A 16,693-nucleotide genomic window follows, 5' to 3' on the forward strand; every position below is an offset into this window, starting at 1 on the left:
GGTCAAGCTCCTTCCGGCGTCGGATTGAATTCTCGCACGGCGTCGAGGAGCCAGCCCGCCAGATAGTCCGCGAAGGACGACCGCGGCATCAGCCAGTACCTGTCCTCGCCCGTCCGCCACACGATGAGCTGGACCGGTCCCAGCAGCGTCGACACCGCCGCGCCCACGGGGAAGGCCCGCGGATGCAGGTCGACGTGACAGCCCTTCTGCAGCACCTGCCGCGCCTGCGGCCCCACCAGCTCGATGACCGTGCGATTGGCCGACAGCTCGACCACCGAGCCAGGCGCTTCGCCGAGCGCGGTGCGCAGCACCTCGGCCACCGGCTGGTCCGGGCCGGCGACCGCGAGGAACTCGTCGGGCGCCAGCCAGATCATCGCCATTCCCGAGGCGCGAGCCCAGTGCTCTGCGCCCCGCGCCGTTCCGGCCGGACCGGAACCCGCCACGGCGCCCGCCGCCTCGGGAATGGAACCGGCCTCTGACGTGCCGGAGGTGAGTGAGACGCCCGCCGCCTCGGGAGCGGAACCGGCCCCTGACGTGCCGGACGTGAGTGAGACGCCCGCCGCCTCGGGAGCGGTGCCGGTCACCCGACCGACCGTCGCGGGAAGGGGGAGGCCCGCGGCCGTTTCGATGGCGCGTGCCCCGGCTGATCCCGGGCGCACTCGGATCCCGACCATCGTCAGGAACGGCACCTCGCGGAGCCGCACGCCGGCCGCGCCTCCGGCCGCCGCTTCGGTCTGCGCGAGCACGTCGGCGAGGTGGGCGAGCGGACTCCGGCGCACGTTGCGGGGACGCCGGTCCAGGTCGAGGACACTGTCGCGCCGGTCACTCCGGCCGCTCCCCGGCTGCTCCTCCCCATCGCGCCGGCTGCCCGCAGGGTCGTAGAGCACGGGTTCGGCGACGACCACCTCGGCGAGCCGACCGTCGTGGTAGGCCTGCAGCGTCTCGCCGATTCGCGCCCGGCCGTTCTTCACCAGCGCCAGACCGAAGGTGCGCTCGAGTGCTGCGCTGCGGTAGGCGGAGGTGACGTGACCCTCCATCGGCACCGGGTGGGCTTCCGGGGACACCGTCCCAGCCCCTGAGCGCACCCCTGGTGGAATCTCCCTGCCCGCTGCGATCAGCTGCGCGCCCTCGGTCAGTTCCAGGGACCGGTCGACCGGAAGCACGGCGACCAGCTGCTTGCGGTCCTCGCGCAGATTGTCGGCGCGGGAGTACGAGCGCTTGCCGATGAAGTCCTTCTTCGTGGACACGATCCACTCCATCCCGGCGTCCTGCGGGGTGACCGTGCCGTCGGTGTCCTGCCCGACGATGATGAAGCCCTTCTCCGCGCGGAGCACGTGCATGGTCTCCGTGCCGTAGGGGGTGATGTCGAACTCGGCGCCCGCCTGGGCGACGGCATCCCACAGGGCCAGGCCGTGCCACGCCTCGACATTGAGCTCGAAGGCCAGCTCGCCGGAGAACGAGATCCGACACACCCGCGCCGGAATGCCGCCGGCGAGCACCGTGTCCGCGATGGCCATGAAGGGGAACGCCTCCCGGGACACGTCGAGGTCCGGAGCCAGCGCGCCGACGACCGCACGCGACTGCGGGCCGACGACCGCGACGGTGGCGAGCTGTTCGGTCACCGAGGTGCACACGACGTCGAGCTCCGGCCATTCGGTCTGCAGCCATTCCTCGAGCCAGTCGAGCACGGCCGCGGCCCCGCCGGTGGTCGTGGTGAGCACGAAGTGGTCAGCGGCGATCCGGAACACCGTGCCGTCGTCGAAGATCATCCCGTCCGGGGTGCACATCACCCCGTAGCGGGCCCTGCCGATGCCGAGCTTCGTGTAGCCGTTCGTGTAGATCCGGTTGAGGAACTCCGCGGCATCGGTCCCGCGCACGTCGATCGTGCCGAGCGTCGAGGCGTCCATGAAGCCCACGGACTCCCGGACGGCGGCGCACTCGCGCAGCACCGCGGCATCCATGTCCTCCCCGGGGCGCGGGAAGTACCGGGGGCGCTTCCACTGGCCGACGTCCTCGAACTCCGCGCCGTGGGCCACGTGCCAGGGGTGGATCGAGGTGACCCGGGCGGGTTCGAACAGCTCGCCGCGGCGCCGGCCGGCGAGCGCGGCGAAGGACACCGGGGTGGCCGGGGCTCGGAACCGGGTGGTGCCGATCTCTCCCGGGCCGTCCACCCCGATGATCTGCGCGATGACGCCGATCGCGGCGAGGCCGCTCGTACGGCCCTGGTCGTGCGCGGTGCCGATCGAGGTGTAGCGCTTGATGTGCTCGACGCTGCGCATGCCGGCCCCGGTGGCGCGCAGGATGTCCGCGACGGTCTGGTCGCGCTGGAGATCGACGAAGTGCTCGTCGAGGTCCGCCGGGTCGAAGTCACCGCCGGCGGTGGGATTGAACGGCCCGGCGGGGTTCGCCGGCCCGGCGGGGACGAGCCACAGCGGGCGGACGGGGGCGGTGTCCTGGTCCGGTGTGCCGGTTGCATCGGACTCCGGCGCGTCTGCTGCGGCTGCGGTGTCCGATTGCGGCGCACCGACGTCGCTGCCCACCGTCGCCTCGGCGGCGAATCCGGCAGCTGCGGCCGCGCGAGCACCCGCCTTCGCCCCCTCGGCCACCGCCGCTTCGGTGTCGAGGGTGCCGCGGAGCGCCCCGGCGAGGTGCTGGTCGCGGACCGGCGTGCTCGGGACGAACGCCGCGAGCCTCGGGTCCCACACGACCGGGCCGCGTTGGCTGTGGAGGTGCACGGCCGGGCTCCACCCGCCGGACACCGCGAGCGCATCGGCGTCGAACCCGAGCGGCTCACCCACCAGGTCGCCCGCGTCGTCGAGCGCATGGACGATGACGCCGGACAGGTGGCCGTCGGCGTCGCCTGCCGTCTCCGTCACCGCGGAGCCGAGGTGCACCGGGAGGCCGAGCGCGGCGCTCACCCGGGCGGCGGCGGGGCCCGCGGTGGGCCGGGAGTCGACGAGCGCGACGACCTCGACCCCGGCGGCGTGGAGGTCCGCGGCGGCCGCGTAGGCGGAGTCGTTCGTCGTCGCGACGACGACGCGGTGCCCGACGGCAACGCCCCAGCGGTTGAGATAGGCGCGGGCGGCACCGGCGAGCACGATGCCCGGCCGGTCGTTGCCGCGGAACACGATCGGCCGCTCGTGCGCACCGGTGGCGAGCACCACCTGCCGGGCGCGGATGTGATGCACGCGCTCGCGGGAGACGCCGGCGGGCACCGGGCCCGCGAGGTGGTCGGTGCGCCTCTCCACGGCGACGACATGGTTCGAGTCGTAGCTGCCGACGGCGGAGGTGCGCTGCAGGCGGGTCGATTCCGGGGCGGCGTCGAACTCGTCGACGGTCGCGGAGATCCAGTCCGCCGCCGGCCGTCCCGCGACCCGCTCCTCCCGGGTGGACAGCAGTGCGCCACCGGGCTCGGGCTGGTCGTCTGCGAGGACGACGCGCGCCCCGGTGCGGGCGGCCGCCAGGGCCGCGGCCAGCCCGGCGGGCCCGGCGCCGACGACGAGGACGTCGGTATGGATGTGCACGTGGTCGTACTCCGCCTCGTCCGTCCGTGGGTCGAGCACGCCCTGTCCGGAGACCCAGTCGGCCCGTAGGCCCTCGATGAGCTCGACCGTGGTGGCGGTGAGCATCGACTCGTCGACCTCGCCGGGGCGGCGGGCGGCCACGGTGACGAGGGCGTTGGGTTCCTCGACCCCGGCGGCCATGATGCCGCGCGGGCGGTTCCGGTAGAGGGAGTCGCCGCAGCGGATGAGGCCGGCGCCGAGTGCTGCGGAGGCGAGCGTGTCCCCGGGGTGGCCGGTGAGCGTGCGGCCGGCGAGCTCGAAGGTCAACGCGGTGTCCCGGTCGATCCGGGCGTGCGGGACGGCGGCGGCCGGGAGCCGGTGCGGGCCGCGGGCGGGGCTGTTCGCGGGTGCGGGGGTCATCGCTCGTCTCCCTCGGAGGTCGGGTGGGATGCGGGGGATCCCCCGGGCGCGGCCGGGTCTCCCGCGGCGGACCCGCCGGCCGGCGAGCCCGCTGAGGCGGGAGCCGTGTGGGCGGTGGCGGTCCGGGCGTGGGAGCCGGAGGAGGCGATCGCGCGGGCCGCGGGGTCGCCCTTGGCGTGGTGCGCCGGGGAGAGTGCGGCCGCGGACCCGGGTGGCGCCTCGGCCGCGGTGTCCGGGCGCGGGGCGCCGATCGGGTAGACGGCGGAGATCTCGTAGGTCTCGGTGTCGCGGATGGTATTGAACCAACGGCGGCAGCCGGCGGTGTGGAGCCAGCGCTCGGCGAGCATGCCGCGCGGGTTGTCGCGGTAGAAGAGGTACTCCGCCCACTCCCGGTCGCTCAGCGCCTCCGGGTCGGCGGGGTAGGGGACGTGGGCCTGCCCGCCGTGACGGTATTCGGTCTCGTCGCGCGGCCCGCAGTACGGGCATTCGATGAGCAGCATGCAGTCTCCAGGTGGCTGGGGCGGCGGTGGGGTCAGTGCGCGACGCCGGCGGCGCCGTGCTCGTCGATGAGGTGCCCGGTCTCGAAGCGGTCGAGCGTGAAGGGCGCGTTGAGCGGGTGCGGGCTGCCGGTGGCGATGGTGTGGGCGAAGGTGTACCCGGAGGCCGGGGTGCCCTTGAACCCGCCGGTGCCCCAGCCGGCGTTGACGTAGAACCCCTCGAGCGGGGTGGGGCTGATGATCGGCGAGGCGTCGAGGGTGACGTCGACGATCCCGCCCCAGGTGCGGAGCACGTGCGCGCGGGCGAAGATCGGGAACAGCTCGACGGCCGCGGCGAGCTGCTCCTCGATGATGTGGAAGCTCCCACGCCGCCCGAACCCGGTGTAGCCGTCCACCCCGGCACCCATGACGAGCTCCCCCTTGTGCGCCTGCGAGACGTAGACGTGCACGTGGTTGGACATGACGACCGTGGGGTGGACGGGTTCGAACAGCTCGGACACGAGCGCCTGGAGCGGGTGGGACTGGATCGGCAGGCGGATGCCCGCGCGCTGTGCGAGGTCCCAGCTGTCCCCGGCGACGGCCATGCCGACGGTGCCGGTGGCGATCCTTCCACGGTTCGTCTCCACCCCGGTGACGCGGTCTCCTGCGGTGAGGAACCCCTCGACCTCGCAGTTCTGGATGATGTCGACGCCCATCGCATCGCACTGCCGGGCGAGCGCCCAGGCGACGTGGTCGTGCTTGGCGATGCCGCCGCGCGGCTGGTAGGTCGCCCCCATGACGGGGTAGCGGAGGTCGTCGGCGATGTTGATGATCGGGCACAGCTCTTTGACCTGCTGCGGGTCGAGCCATTCGGCGTCGACGCCGTTGAGGACGTTGGCGCCCACCCGGCGGGTGCCCTCGCGGACGTCGCCCAGGGTGTGCGCGAGGTTCATCACCCCGCGCTGGGAGAAGAGGAAGTCGTAGTCGAGGGCGGCAGGCAGCTCCTCCCAGAGCTTGAGCGAGTGCTCGTAGATCGCGGCGGATTCGTCCCACAGGTAGTTCGAGCGGATGATCGCGGTGTTGCGGGCCATGTTTCCCCCGGCCAGCCACCCCTTCTCGAGCACTGCGGTGTTCGTGATGCCGTGATTCACCGCGAGGTAGTAGGCGGTGGCGAGACCGTGTCCGCCGCCGCCGACGATCACCGCGTCGTAGGAGGCGCGCGGTTCGGGATTGCGCCACAGGAAATCGGGATGCTGGGGGAGAGCGTCGGCCATTGCAGGCTCCGATCGGCTGAGGTAGCGTCGACTACTGATATATCAGAGTGCGATCAGCATAGGATCGGGATCAGGCGGGTGTCAACGGTTCCCGGGAAGGTTCCCGGTGGGGGATCCGGGAGGAAGGGGAGTGGGATGACGACAGCGGAGGCGAACGGCCATCGCTCGCTCGCCGAGCACAGCTACGCGGTGCTGCGCGATCGGCTCATCATGCTCGACATCCGGCCCGGCGACCCGGTGAACGAGGCGGCGATCGCCGAGGAGCTGGGCGTCGGCCGGACCCCCGTGCGCGAGGCGCTCAAGCGGCTCGAGGCCGAGCACCTCGTCGTGAGCTATCCGCGTCGCGGCACTTTCGCCACCGGTGTCGACATCACTGACCTCGCAGAGATCGCCGAGGTGCGCATCCACCTCGAACCGGTCGCCGCCCGGCGGGCTGCGCGGAACACCGCCGCCGAGGTGCGCTCGGGTGCCGAGCACCTGCTCGAGCGGCTGGATTCGCTCGGCGCAGACAGCACACGGCGCGAGCTCCTCGCCGCCGACCTCGACATCCACCGCTTCGTGTACCGGGCCTCCGGCAGCGCCCACCTCGCCGACGTCCTCGTGCGGCTCGACAACCTGGCGACCCGGATCTGGAGCCTCGTGCTCGACCGGCTGCCGCACCTCGCCGGCCACGTCCACGAGCACGAGGACCTGCTTCGGGCGATCGCGGCCGGTGACGAGGAGGCCGCCGCGCGGATCGCCGCCGAGCACGTCCGCAGCTTCGAGCAGCGGGTGCGGGAGAGTCTCTGAGCCGGTGTCGGCGTGCCGAGGCCACTCGTCCGAGCGGCACCTCCGATCAGTGGAACGGGCCCGCGCGATCTCACGTGGGTCAGGTGGTGCGGAGATGAAGATCGCGGAGCAGCGCGATCTCGGCCAGGTGGTGGATGAGCTCCCGATTGATGTGGAGCACGAGGGTGGCCATCGAACGCTCCGCCCAGGGGCCCTCGGCCGGTCCGCACGGGGCGGCGAGCGCCTTCGCGTCGAGCGCGCGGATGCCGGCGAGCCACTGCGCATAGGCATCGTCGAGCTGGGCGAGTGCGCTGTCCGCGGTCTCCGCGTAGGTGTGGGTGAAGTAGTCGACGGGCCGACCGCCGAAGTGGCCGGCGACGCGGGCGAGCAGGACCCCGACGACGATGTGGCCGAGCCGCCACGCGATCGTCGTCACCGGTTCGGGCTCCGGCGGCGGATGGGCGAAATCGATGACGAGCGCACCCGCCCCGGCCATCCGGTCCCCTTCAGGGGTGGGGAACGGGCGGGCCTCGGCCCGTGGGCGCAGCGTCCACACGTCGGGCACCGGCTCCCAGAAGTATTCGGCGTCGCTCAACCCGGTCAACCGCTGGCGGGCCTGCGTCCTCCAGTGGAGGTCGATCTGGTCGACGAGCTACTCCGTCCAATCCATTGATCCACCGTACGCCGCGTCACGGACACGGGGAAGGACGAGCACTGGGGTGAGGGACCGAGCGCTTCGGGCCCAGGAGCGCGCGCCGCGAACGCGAGCGCGCCGGGACCGGACGGTGTCCGGCCCCGGCGCGGGGGGCGCTGGGCGTGCGCTGGAGCGCTGCGGCTCAGCGGCGGCGGTTGCGGAGCCCGCGCACGGCCTGCTTCGCCTTGCGGCGGGTGTTCGGGTCGGAGGCGCCACGGCGCAGCATGCCGAGCAGACCGCCACCGGTCCCTCCGCTGCGGCCCATCGGGCGACCGCCTCGGCGGCCTCCGCGGGTGTTCGTGGCTCCGTTGAGGATGCGGCTGAGGATTCCCATGGCACTCACCTTTCGTCGTCGGGCCACCGACTCTTCCACGCCACAATGTGAGTTGTCTGAACTCGGGTGCTGTCCGCGGTGCTCGATAGGGTGAGGGTATGACAGCACCGCAGCACTCCCCGTCCCCTGCCGCCTCCGTCCCCGCGCCGCCGGTCGCCGCGCGCGTGCCGCACGAGCGCACCCACCACGGCGACACCTTCGTCGACCACTACGAATGGCTGCGGGACAAGGAGTCCGCGCAGGTCATCGCCCACCTCGAGGCGGAGAACGCCTACACCGCCGCCCGCACCGACCACCTCGCCGGTCTGCGCGAGGACATCTTCGAAGAGATCCGCGCCCGGGTGAAGGAGAGCGACCTCTCCGTGCCCGTGCGCCGCGGCGACTGGTGGTACTTCTCCCGGACCACCGCGGGCAAGGACTACGCGGCGCGCTGCCGGGTCCCGGTGTCAGGTCCCGACGACTGGACCCCGCCGGACATCAGCGGGGGCGGGGAGCTGCCCGGTGAGCAGGTCGTGCTCGACTCGAATGTCGAAGCCGACGGCTGCGACTTCTTCTCCCTCGGCTCCTACTCGGTGTCCCCGGACGGCACCCGCCTGGCCTGGGCGGCGGACACCGCCGGCGACGAGCGCTACACCCTGCGCATCCGCGACCTCACCACCGGGGAGGACCTGCCCGACGAGATCCCGAACACCTTCGCCGGGGCATGCTTCGACGTCAGCGGCGAGTACGTCTTCTACACCACCGTCGACGACGCCTGGCGCCCGGACCGGGTGTGGCGCCACCGCGTGGGCTCGCCTGCCGCTGACGACGTCTGCGTGTTCGCCGAGGAGGACGAGAAGTACTTCGTCGGGATGGGCGTGAGCCGTTCGGAGCGCTACCTCTTCTTCGTCACCGCCTCGAAGATCACCACCGGGTACTGGTACCTCGACGCGCTCGACCCCACCGGCACCCCGCGCCCGGTGTGGCCGCGCCGGGAAGGTGTCGAGTACTCCGTCGAGCACGCGATCATCAGCGGCGAGGACCGGTTCCTCATCGTCCACAACCGCGACCGGGCGGACTTCGAGATCACCGACGTCCCCGTCAGCGACCCCGAGTCCGAGGGCCGCGCCGTGCTCACGGAGATCGAGGGCAGGAGGATCGAGGAGATCGACGCGTTCCGTTCGTTCCTCGCCGTGTCCTACCGCGAGGGCGGCTTTGCCCGGGTCGGGGTCATCGCCGTGCGCGACGAGAGCCCGGAGGAGCTCGTCGCCGACCGCGGGGACTCGGGGCTCGGCGCCGAGTCCCAGCGCGGGGACGAGCAGACCGGGGCCGAGGTGGGTGCCGGGCGGCGTGTCGACGCGGCCGGAGCCGAGGCGCGGGGCGCCTCGGCGACGGATGCGGGGCAGGCGCGGGACGGCTCTGCCGCGGGCGTCGCGCTCGCCGCAGGGAGCCCGGTCCCGCCGCGCCCGGAATCCGAGCCCGTGCCCGACGCTCACACCGGGCGCTCGCTCGAGGGCCTGCCGCACTCCCCGTACTCGGAGATGGTCGAGGTGGCCGCGGACGAACCGATCGGCACCATGGGTGTCGGCGCGAACCCGGAATGGACGCAGCCGCGCCTGCGCCTGGGCTACACCTCTATGGTGACGCCCTCGGTGGTGTTCGAGTACGACGTCGCGAGCGGGGAGCGCACAGTCCTCAAGCGGCAGCCGGTGCTCGGCGGTGTCGATGTCGCCGTCTACGAGCAGGACCTCGTGTGGGCGCGCGCCGCCGACGGCACGGAGATCCCGGTGTCGCTGGTGTGGCGCACCGATGCAGTTCCGGCCGAAGGGCCTGCGCCGACCCTGCTCTACGGCTACGGCTCCTACGAGGCGAGCATGGACCCGTACTTCTCCGTCGCCCGGCTCTCGCTGCTCGACCGGGGCGTCGTCTACGCGATCGCCCACGTGCGCGGCGGCGGCGAGATGGGTCGCCACTGGTATGAGGAGGGGCGGACGCTGACGAAGACGAACACCTTCACCGACTTCATCGCCGCCGCCGACCACCTCATCGCCGCCGGCCGTGCGGTGCCGGAGCGGATGGTCGCGATGGGCGGCTCCGCCGGCGGGCTGCTCATGGGTGCGGTCGCGAACATGGCCCCGGACCGGTTCGCCGGGATCAGCGCGCACGTCCCCTTCGTCGACGCGCTGACCTCGATCCTCATGCCGGAGCTGCCGCTCACCGTCATCGAGTGGGACGAATGGGGCGACCCGCTCCACGATCCGGAGGTCTACGCGTACATGCGGGACTACTCGCCGTACGAGAACGTCACCGAGCAGAAGTACCCGCGGATCCTCGCGATCACCTCGCTCAACGACACCCGCGTGCTCTACGTCGAGCCGGCCAAGTGGGTGGCCCGGCTGCGCGAGGTCGGGGCGGACGCCCTCCTCAAGACGGAAATGGCCGCCGGGCACGGCGGCGCCTCGGGCCGCTACGACGCGTGGCGCGAGACCGCCTTCGACTTCGCCTGGACACTCGACGTGCTCGGACTCGCCGAGGGTGGTTCGTCTCCTGCCGGAAATGCGGAGGGTGAGCGGTGACCGGGCCACCCGTCGCGAGTGCGTCCGCAGTGAGCGCCGCAGCCGCACCGCTCGCCCTCGGTGTCCCCGAGGCCCCGGGGCTCGGGCTCGGGGCGCTGGCCGGGCTCCTCGTGCTGTTCGTTGCCGTGGTGGCCCTGGGCGTCGTGGTCCATCGGCCGATCAAGGCCGCCGCCGACGGTCGCCTCGGGCCTGAGGGCAGCGGCGGGATCCGCACCTCGGCGACCCTGCGCTCGCCGGAGGCCTGGCAGCTCGGGCACCAGGCGGCGATGATCTATGTCCGCGCGATGCCGGCCGTCATGGTGCTCGCCGTGCTCGGCGGGATCGCCGGCACGCTCTGGGGCGGTGCGATGGTCGGCTTCGCGGTCGGCCTCGTCGGCCTCGCCATCGAGGTCTTCATCATCGCGATGGCGCGCATCTTCGCCCACATCGCCGCCCGCTGACGAACGCCGGCCCACCCGGGGACCTCCGGGTGGATGCGATTGTTTCTGCGGGAGCCGACCGAATATCCGCCCGGCCGGCCTCTGCGGGCGGATACTCGATTGTCGCTTGCAGGATGAGCTGCATCGAGGCGGAATGTGCGGGGCGGGGTGCCGGCGCTCAGAGGACTGCGGCGATGAAGCGGTCGAGGTCGAACAGCTCGGCCCATTCGACGCGGTGCACCGACCACCGGAGCTTCCGCAGCCGCTGCTCCTTGCGCCACTGACGCCTCAGCGCTGCGTGCGGGTCCCCGGCGAGGTGGTACTTCTCGTGTCCGTCGAACTCGACGGCCGTCCGTGACGCGGAGTCGGCGAAGTCGAGACGGGCGATGAACCCCTCCTCGTCGTACACCTCGACCTGCTGCTCGAAGCGGGCCAGGTGCCCGATCTGGTGGAGCCGCAGCTTCGTCAGTGATTCGCCGGCGCTCTCCGAGACTGCAGAGGCGAGCTCGACGAGGAGGCGCAGCGCGCGTCGTCGGTGACCGTGGGGATGCAGTACCTGCGCCTCCCGCAGCTCGGCCGGGGTGAGCAGGCCACGGTGGAGCGCGTCCTCGGCCATCGGGAATCCGAGGTCGAGTCCGTGCTCGAGCGCGACGTCGAGCACTGTCCACGGGACGCTCGTCACCGCTCGGGACCGCGCCGGCCGCACGGTGCCGGGAGCCGAACCGGGAAGCGGGATGAACCCCTCGGGCAGATGGACATCCGGTTCGTCCGGCTCTGCTCCGGAGAGCGCGCCGGGGCGGAGCAGTCCACGGGCGGGTGCGCGGACCCGATGGAGCTCCGGTGCGGCGAGCGGATGGAGCCGGAGGCGACGATTGGTGAATCGTCGGCCCTCCCGCTGTGCTTCGACGACCGGCTCCGCGGGCACCGCGAACGCGAGGCCGAGCACCTGCGCCGCCGAGGTGTGCGACAGCACCGGCACTCCGGAGGACGAGGCTGCGAGCCCGTGCGCGGTGAGGTCGAAGGCCTCGAGGAGGATCCGGCGCTTGAGCGCTTCGACCTCATAGGCGGGAATGGTGCGCAGGACGCGGTGCACCTCGCGGTCCGCGGCGGTGAGGAGCCGGGAGATCGAGGGGTGAGCGGGGCAGTCACGGGTGATGATTCCGACACCGGTGAGGACGACCGAGAAGCAGCACTTCCGCGCGGATCCGAGCGCGGCGTCACGGATCCCGATCGAGCGGAGCCAGCGGGTGGAGGCGATGAGAGTCATGGGTCGAGGGTGGCGTCGGATGCCATGCCCGGGAATCCTGCGCGGCGTCCTGTGGACGAGGCCGCCCGGTGCGTGCGCCCTGTGACCCGAAGTGCGCTCTCCTGTGACCGGGCGCGCATCCCGGACATCGGCGCAGATGACAACCGCACTCCGTATCGACCGGGACTCTCCCGCGCACCCCCTGCTCTGCGGATGGCCTCATGACGGGATGCAGCAGTTTCGCGGATCAACAGCTGAATTCACTCGCAACGAAGGGGAACCAGGTGAGAATCCATGGCTCTGGGCAGAAAGAGCTGCATTGGAGAACTGCCGTGCTACACCGGGTCGGCGGCGCGGCGCGGGTTCCGCCCGCTGGGTTCGGCAGGTGCCCTTGTGCGCTTGCATCGCCGTGACCATTCAGTAGCCTTGAATGCGCGGTCCGGGGCCCGGGCCGTCCCCGGGGTGGGCGTCGCAGCACGCCTCGGCAGTCCCCGCACCAGACTCAAGGAGACGAGCCCGATGCTGACCCGACTGCACGACACCCTGCGCCTGCGCACCTCGCCGGCGATCTTCTTCGGTGCCGCGGGGGTGATCGTCCTCTTCGTCATCGCGACGATCGCCTTCACCGAACCGCTCGACGCCGCGGTCACCTCCGCCTCCGACTGGCTGCTCGCGCAGTTCGGGTGGTTCTACATCCTCGGGGTCACGATCTTCCTCGCCTTCCTGATCTTCATCGCCGTCGGCCGGTTCGGGCGGGTCAAGCTCGGGCCCGACGATGAGCCGCCCGAGCACAGCGGCCTCGCCTGGTTCTCGATGCTGTTCGCCGCCGGCATCGGCACGATCCTCATGTTCTGGGGTGTCGCCGAGCCGATCAGCCACTTCGGGGAGCCGCCGCGCGGAGCCTCGCTCGGGATTGAGGCCGGCACCCCGGCCGCGGCCGTCGACGCGATGAACTTCACGCTCTACCACTTCACGCTCCACACCTGGACGATCTTCACGCTGCCGGCCCTGTGCTTCGCCTACTTCATCCACAAGCGCAACCTGCCGCCGCGCGTGAGCTCGATCTTCCAGCCCATCCTCGGCGAGCGCATTCACGGCCCGATCGGCAAGACCATCGACATCGTCGCGATCGTCGGCACGGTGTTCGGCATCGCCGTGTCGATCGGCCTGGGCACCCTGCAGATCAACGGCGGTCTGTCGCAGCTGTTCGGCATCCCGGAGAACGCCGGCTGGCAGCTCATCATCATCGGCGTCGTCACGGGCGTCGCGCTGATCTCCGTGTCGCTCGGTCTCGACAAGGGCATCAAGGTGCTGTCGAACGCGAACATCATCGTCGCCATCTGCCTGCTGATCTTCATCGTCATCGCCGGCCCCACCCTGTTCCTCCTCAAGGGCACGATCGAGGCGTTCGGCAGCTACCTCGTCAACCTGCCCGAGCTCGCCCTGTGGAACGACACCTTCGCCGACACCGGCTGGCAGAGCGGCTGGACCGTCTTCTACTGGGCGTGGACCATCACCTGGTCGCCGTTCGTCGGGATCTTCATCGCCCGGATCTCCAAGGGCCGCACCATCCGCCAGTTCGTGTCCGGTGTGCTCGCGGTGCCCGCCGGCTTCTCGGTGATCTGGTTCGGGATCTTCGGCTTCGCGTCGTTCGACATCGAGCTCAACGGCGAGGGCGGCCTCGTCGACCGCGTGGTCACCGACGGCGACATCCCGGGAGCCCTGTTCGCGTTCCTCGAGCACTACCCGTTGCCGTTCTTCGTATCCATCGTCGCGATCGTGCTCGTCGTCGTCTTCTTCGTCACCTCGGTCGACTCCGCAGCGCTCATCACCGACACCATGGCCAACGGCCACGAGGACTTCAACCCGCTCGGTCAGCGCATCTTCTGGGCCCTGTCGATCGGCATCATCACCGCCACCCTGCTCGTGTTCTCCGGCACCGGCGGGCTCGAGGCGCTCGAGAAGACGATCATCCTCGTCGGGCTCCCGTTCTTCATCATGGGCTACTTCCAGATGTACGCCCTGTACCGCGCGCTGCGTGAGGACGCCGGCGAGCTGCCGCCCATGCGCACCCGGCACTGGAAGAAGGTCCTCCCGCCCGAGGAGTACGCGCGCCGGCAGGACGAGGACGAGCACGACACCTCGGACACGGTGGTCGATCCCGAGGCTGCCGACGAAGTGCCGGTCATGGCCGACCCCTACGTCGACGAGGTGGACGCGAGCGCTGCCGACGACAGCCCGGGGCGGAGGCGCCGGCTGCCCGAGGGCACCATCTCGTCCCGGACCGGCAGCGCCAAGATCACCTACGGCCGCGCTGAGGACTGAGCCTACGGCCGAGTCGCAGCGCAGCTCAGTTCAACGGCGCTGCACCTGCATCGACCTGTCACTCGTGCTCGATATCCACGTCCGGATTCGAGCACGAGTGGCAGGTCGATGGGCGTTCCGAGCAAAAGCGGCAGGTCGATGGGCGTTTCGAGCTCGAGAGCAGCAGCCTCCGCCGCGCCCGCCTCTCAGCCGAAGTGCTGCGGCAGCGTCGCCTCGTGGGCGGTGCGGAGCTCGGTGACCGGGATGGTGAAGCGGTCGACGAGCTCGAGCACCGCACCGGTGTTGCCCTCACCGGCGTCGGTCATGCCGATCCGCGCGAACGGGAAGGCGCGTGCGGTGCACATGTCCTTGAAGCGGACCTCCTCGGAGCGGGGGACGGCGACGATCGCACGTGCCGTCGACTCTGAGAACAGGAGCGTGAAGAGGTCGACGCCGTCGCGCTGGGCGACCTCGTCGAGCCATACCCGCGCACCCGTGCCGCGGCGCAGGCACGCCTCGGCCAGGGCCTGTGCGAGCCCGCCCTCGGAGAGGTCGTGCGCGGCGTCGATCATGCCGTCGCGCGAGGCGTTGATGAGGATGTCGGCGAGCTCCTTCTCCGTGTCCGGCCGGAACTCCGGGGGCACGCCGCCGAGGTGGCCGTGGACGACATCGGCCCACGCCGAGCCGTCGAGCTCCTCGGCGGTGGTGCCGAGCAGGTAGATCGTCTGGCCGGCGTCCTTCCAGCCCGCCGGGGTGGCGCGGGTGACGTCGTCGAACACGCCGAGCACGCCGACCACCGGGGTCGGGTGGATGGCGACGCCGCCGGTCTGGTTGTACAGCGACACGTTGCCGCCGGTGACGGGGATGCCGAGCTCCTGGCAGCCGGCGGCCAGACCCTCGACGGCCTGCGCGAACTGCCACATGATCTCCGGGTCCTCCGGCGAGCCGAAGTTGAGGCAGTCGGTGACGGCGAGCGGCCGGGCGCCGGAGGTGGCGACGTTGCGGTGTGCCTCGGCGAGCGCGAGCTGCGCCCCGCGTGCGGGGTCGAGGTAGCAGTAGCGGCCGTTGGCGTCGGTCGCGATCGCCACGCCGAGCCCGGTCTCCTCGTCGACCCGGATGACGCCGGCGTCGTCGGGGAACGCGAGTGCGGTGTTGCCCTGCACATAGCGGTCGTACTGGTTCGTCACCCAGGACTTCGAGGCGAGGTTGGGGGAGCCGAGGAGTCTCAGCAGCGTGGCGCGCAGCTCCTCGTCCGACTCCGGGCGGGTGAGGCCGGCGGCGGCGACGGAGTCCGCGCGGGTGGCCTCCGTCCACGAGGGCTCGTGGTAGGGGCGCTCGTAGACCGGGCCGTCGTGGGCCACGGAGCGCGGCGGCACGTCGACGATGATGTCGCCGTGCCATTCGATGACGAGCCGGCCGGTGTCGGTGACCTCGCCGAGCACGCTCGTCTCGACGTCCCACTTGGTGGTGATCGCGAGGAACTCCTCGAGCTTCTCGGGGGTGACGACCGCCATCATCCGCTCCTGGGATTCGCTCATGAGGATCTCCTCCGGCGTGAGCGAGGGGTCGCGCAGCAGCACGTCGTCGAGCGCGATGTGCATGCCGCCCTCGCCGTTGGAGGCGAGCTCGGAGGTGGCGCAGGAGATGCCGGCGGCGCCGAGGTCCTGGATGCCCTCGACGACCTCGGCGGCGAACAGCTCGAGGCAGCACTCGATGAGGACCTTCTCCGCGAACGGGTCGCCCACCTGCACGGCCGGGCGCTTGGACGGCTTGGTGTCATCGAAGGACTCCGAGGCGAGGATCGAGGCGCCGCCGATCCCGTCGCCACCGGTGCGCGCCCCGAACAGCACGACCTTGTTGCCCACGCCCGAGGCGTTGGCCAGCCGGATGTCGTCGTGGCGCAGCACTCCCACGGCGAGCGCGTTGACGAGCGGGTTGCCCTGGTAGACGGAGTCGAAGACGACCTCGCCGCCGATGTTCGGCAGGCCCAGGCAGTTGCCGTAGCCGCCCACCCCGGCGACGACGCCGTGGACCACGCGGGCGGTGTCCGGGTGGTCGATCGCGCCGAAGCGCAGCTGGTCCATGACCGCGACGGGGCGCGCCCCCATGGAGATGATGTCGCGCACGATGCCGCCCACGCCGGTGGCCGCGCCCTGGTAGGGCTCGACGTAGGAGGGGTGGTTGTGGCTCTCGACCTTGAAGGTCACCGCCCAGTCGTCGCCGATGTCGACGACGCCGGCGTTCTCGCCGATGCCCACGAGCAGGTTCTTCTTCATGTCGTCGGTGACGTAGTCGCCGAACTTGCGCAGGTGGACCTTGGAGGACTTGTAGGAGCAGTGCTCGGACCACATGACGGAGTACATCGCGAGCTCCGCCGAGGTGGGGCGCCGGCCGAGGATCTCCCTGATGCTCGCGTACTCGTTCTCCTTGAGCCCGAGCTCCGCGAACGGCTGCTCGACATCGGGGTTCGCGGCGGCGAAGTCGACCGTCTCCCTGACCTTCTTGTCCGCCGGTGCCGAGTGCGTGTTCGTCATGATCCTGGGGTGGTCCTTTCGTGAAGACAGCGCCGTGTCCATCGTACCGCCGCCGGGCGCGGGGGCGCCGGTCGACCGCGCCTCGGACATCGCCCGTCGGAGCGCCCCGGTACCCGGCCGTCGTGGGCCCGACGACCCAGGCGCGCGGGATCGTGGCACGCGCCGG

General features: G+C 71.4%; 11 protein-coding genes and 1 pseudogene. 4 read left to right on the plus strand and 8 right to left on the minus strand.

Going from position 1 to position 16,693, the window contains the following annotated elements; genetic code table 11:
- Nucleotides 1–2: 2 nt before the first annotated feature.
- The 4 genes and pseudogenes from ABD883_RS02135 to ABD883_RS02150 all read right to left on the minus strand — a co-directional run bounded on the left by ABD883_RS02135 (nt 3) and on the right by ABD883_RS02150 (nt 5,673).
- Nucleotides 3–674 (minus strand): sarcosine oxidase subunit gamma, encoded by a 672-nt coding sequence (locus ABD883_RS02135; protein ID WP_345029793.1) that lies wholly within the window; start codon nt 672–674, stop codon nt 3–5.
- A gap of 177 nt (nt 675–851) precedes the next feature.
- Nucleotides 852–3,923 (minus strand): annotated as a pseudogene (locus ABD883_RS02140) (FAD-dependent oxidoreductase); the annotation flags it as partial.
- Nucleotides 3,920–4,423: a sarcosine oxidase subunit delta gene (locus ABD883_RS02145; protein ID WP_345029449.1), complete on the minus strand. Its 504-nt coding sequence runs from the start codon at nt 4,421–4,423 to the stop codon at nt 3,920–3,922. The gene ABD883_RS02145 and the pseudogene ABD883_RS02140, both read right to left, overlap by 4 nt.
- 32 nt (nt 4,424–4,455) lie before the next feature.
- Complete coding sequence (locus tag ABD883_RS02150) at nt 4,456–5,673, minus strand: sarcosine oxidase subunit beta family protein (RefSeq protein ID WP_345029451.1); 1,218 nt, start codon at nt 5,671–5,673, stop codon at nt 4,456–4,458.
- Nucleotides 5,674–5,808: 135 nt separating this feature from the next.
- Here ABD883_RS02150 and ABD883_RS02155 point away from each other — a divergent pair, with 135 nt between their 5' ends.
- A complete protein-coding gene (locus tag ABD883_RS02155) occupies nt 5,809–6,462 on the plus strand; it encodes a GntR family transcriptional regulator (RefSeq protein WP_345029453.1) in 654 nt (217 codons plus the stop codon).
- 79 nt (nt 6,463–6,541) lie between these two features.
- On the opposite strand, the gene ABD883_RS02160 is transcribed toward ABD883_RS02155, so the two are convergent.
- Both ABD883_RS02160 and ABD883_RS02165 read right to left on the minus strand, forming a co-directional pair.
- On the minus strand, nt 6,542–7,036 hold the full coding sequence (locus ABD883_RS02160) for a DinB family protein (RefSeq protein ID WP_425548409.1): 495 nt from the start codon (nt 7,034–7,036) through the stop codon (nt 6,542–6,544).
- A gap of 241 nt (nt 7,037–7,277) precedes the next feature.
- A complete protein-coding gene (locus ABD883_RS02165) occupies nt 7,278–7,469 on the minus strand; it encodes a hypothetical protein (protein ID WP_345029455.1) in 192 nt (63 codons plus the stop codon).
- 98 nt (nt 7,470–7,567) lie between these two features.
- On the opposite strand from ABD883_RS02165, the gene ABD883_RS02170 reads away from it, so the two are divergent.
- Both ABD883_RS02170 and ABD883_RS02175 read left to right on the plus strand, forming a co-directional pair.
- On the plus strand, nt 7,568–10,024 hold the full coding sequence (locus ABD883_RS02170) for a S9 family peptidase (RefSeq protein ID WP_345029457.1): 2,457 nt from the start codon (nt 7,568–7,570) through the stop codon (nt 10,022–10,024).
- A 29-nt stretch (nt 10,025–10,053) separates the two neighbouring features.
- On the plus strand, nt 10,054–10,464 hold the full coding sequence (locus ABD883_RS02175) for an SdpI family protein (protein WP_345029459.1): 411 nt from the start codon (nt 10,054–10,056) through the stop codon (nt 10,462–10,464).
- A gap of 157 nt (nt 10,465–10,621) precedes the next feature.
- Here the strand turns inward: ABD883_RS02175 and ABD883_RS02180 are convergent, their stop codons facing one another.
- On the minus strand, nt 10,622–11,710 hold the full coding sequence (locus tag ABD883_RS02180) for a hypothetical protein (protein WP_345029461.1): 1,089 nt from the start codon (nt 11,708–11,710) through the stop codon (nt 10,622–10,624).
- 498 nt (nt 11,711–12,208) lie between these two features.
- Between ABD883_RS02180 and ABD883_RS02185 the strand changes: the two genes are divergently transcribed.
- Nucleotides 12,209–14,014, plus strand: coding sequence for a BCCT family transporter (locus tag ABD883_RS02185; RefSeq protein WP_345029463.1), 1,806 nt, complete (start codon nt 12,209–12,211; stop codon nt 14,012–14,014).
- Nucleotides 14,015–14,199: 185 nt separating this feature from the next.
- Here the strand turns inward: ABD883_RS02185 and purL are convergent, their stop codons facing one another.
- On the minus strand, nt 14,200–16,527 hold the full coding sequence (gene purL, locus ABD883_RS02190; RefSeq protein ID WP_137318784.1) for a phosphoribosylformylglycinamidine synthase subunit PurL: 2,328 nt from the start codon (nt 16,525–16,527) through the stop codon (nt 14,200–14,202).
- Nucleotides 16,528–16,693: the final 166 nt, after the last annotated feature.

This window comes from Brevibacterium pityocampae (genome assembly GCF_039541555.1).
Classification (GTDB): Bacteria; Actinomycetota; Actinomycetes; order Actinomycetales; family Brevibacteriaceae; genus Brevibacterium; species Brevibacterium pityocampae.

Excerpts from the sequence above, each read along its gene's own strand:
- ABD883_RS02145 (WP_345029449.1), bottom strand. The coding sequence starts at position 4,423 with ATGCTGCTCATCGAATGCCCGTACTGCGGGCCGCGCGACGAGACCGAA.
- ABD883_RS02180 (WP_345029461.1), bottom strand. The coding sequence starts at position 11,710 with ATGACTCTCATCGCCTCCACCCGCTGGCTCCGCTCGATCGGGATCCGT.
- ABD883_RS02165 (WP_345029455.1), bottom strand. The coding sequence starts at position 7,469 with ATGGGAATCCTCAGCCGCATCCTCAACGGAGCCACGAACACCCGCGGA.
- ABD883_RS02155 (WP_345029453.1), top strand. The coding sequence starts at position 5,809 with ATGACGACAGCGGAGGCGAACGGCCATCGCTCGCTCGCCGAGCACAGC.
- ABD883_RS02170 (WP_345029457.1), top strand. The coding sequence starts at position 7,568 with ATGACAGCACCGCAGCACTCCCCGTCCCCTGCCGCCTCCGTCCCCGCG.
- ABD883_RS02185 (WP_345029463.1), top strand. The coding sequence starts at position 12,209 with ATGCTGACCCGACTGCACGACACCCTGCGCCTGCGCACCTCGCCGGCG.
- ABD883_RS02135 (WP_345029793.1), bottom strand. The coding sequence starts at position 674 with ATGGTCGGGATCCGAGTGCGCCCGGGATCAGCCGGGGCACGCGCCATC.
- ABD883_RS02150 (WP_345029451.1), bottom strand. The coding sequence starts at position 5,673 with ATGGCCGACGCTCTCCCCCAGCATCCCGATTTCCTGTGGCGCAATCCC.
- purL (WP_137318784.1), bottom strand. The coding sequence starts at position 16,527 with ATGACGAACACGCACTCGGCACCGGCGGACAAGAAGGTCAGGGAGACG.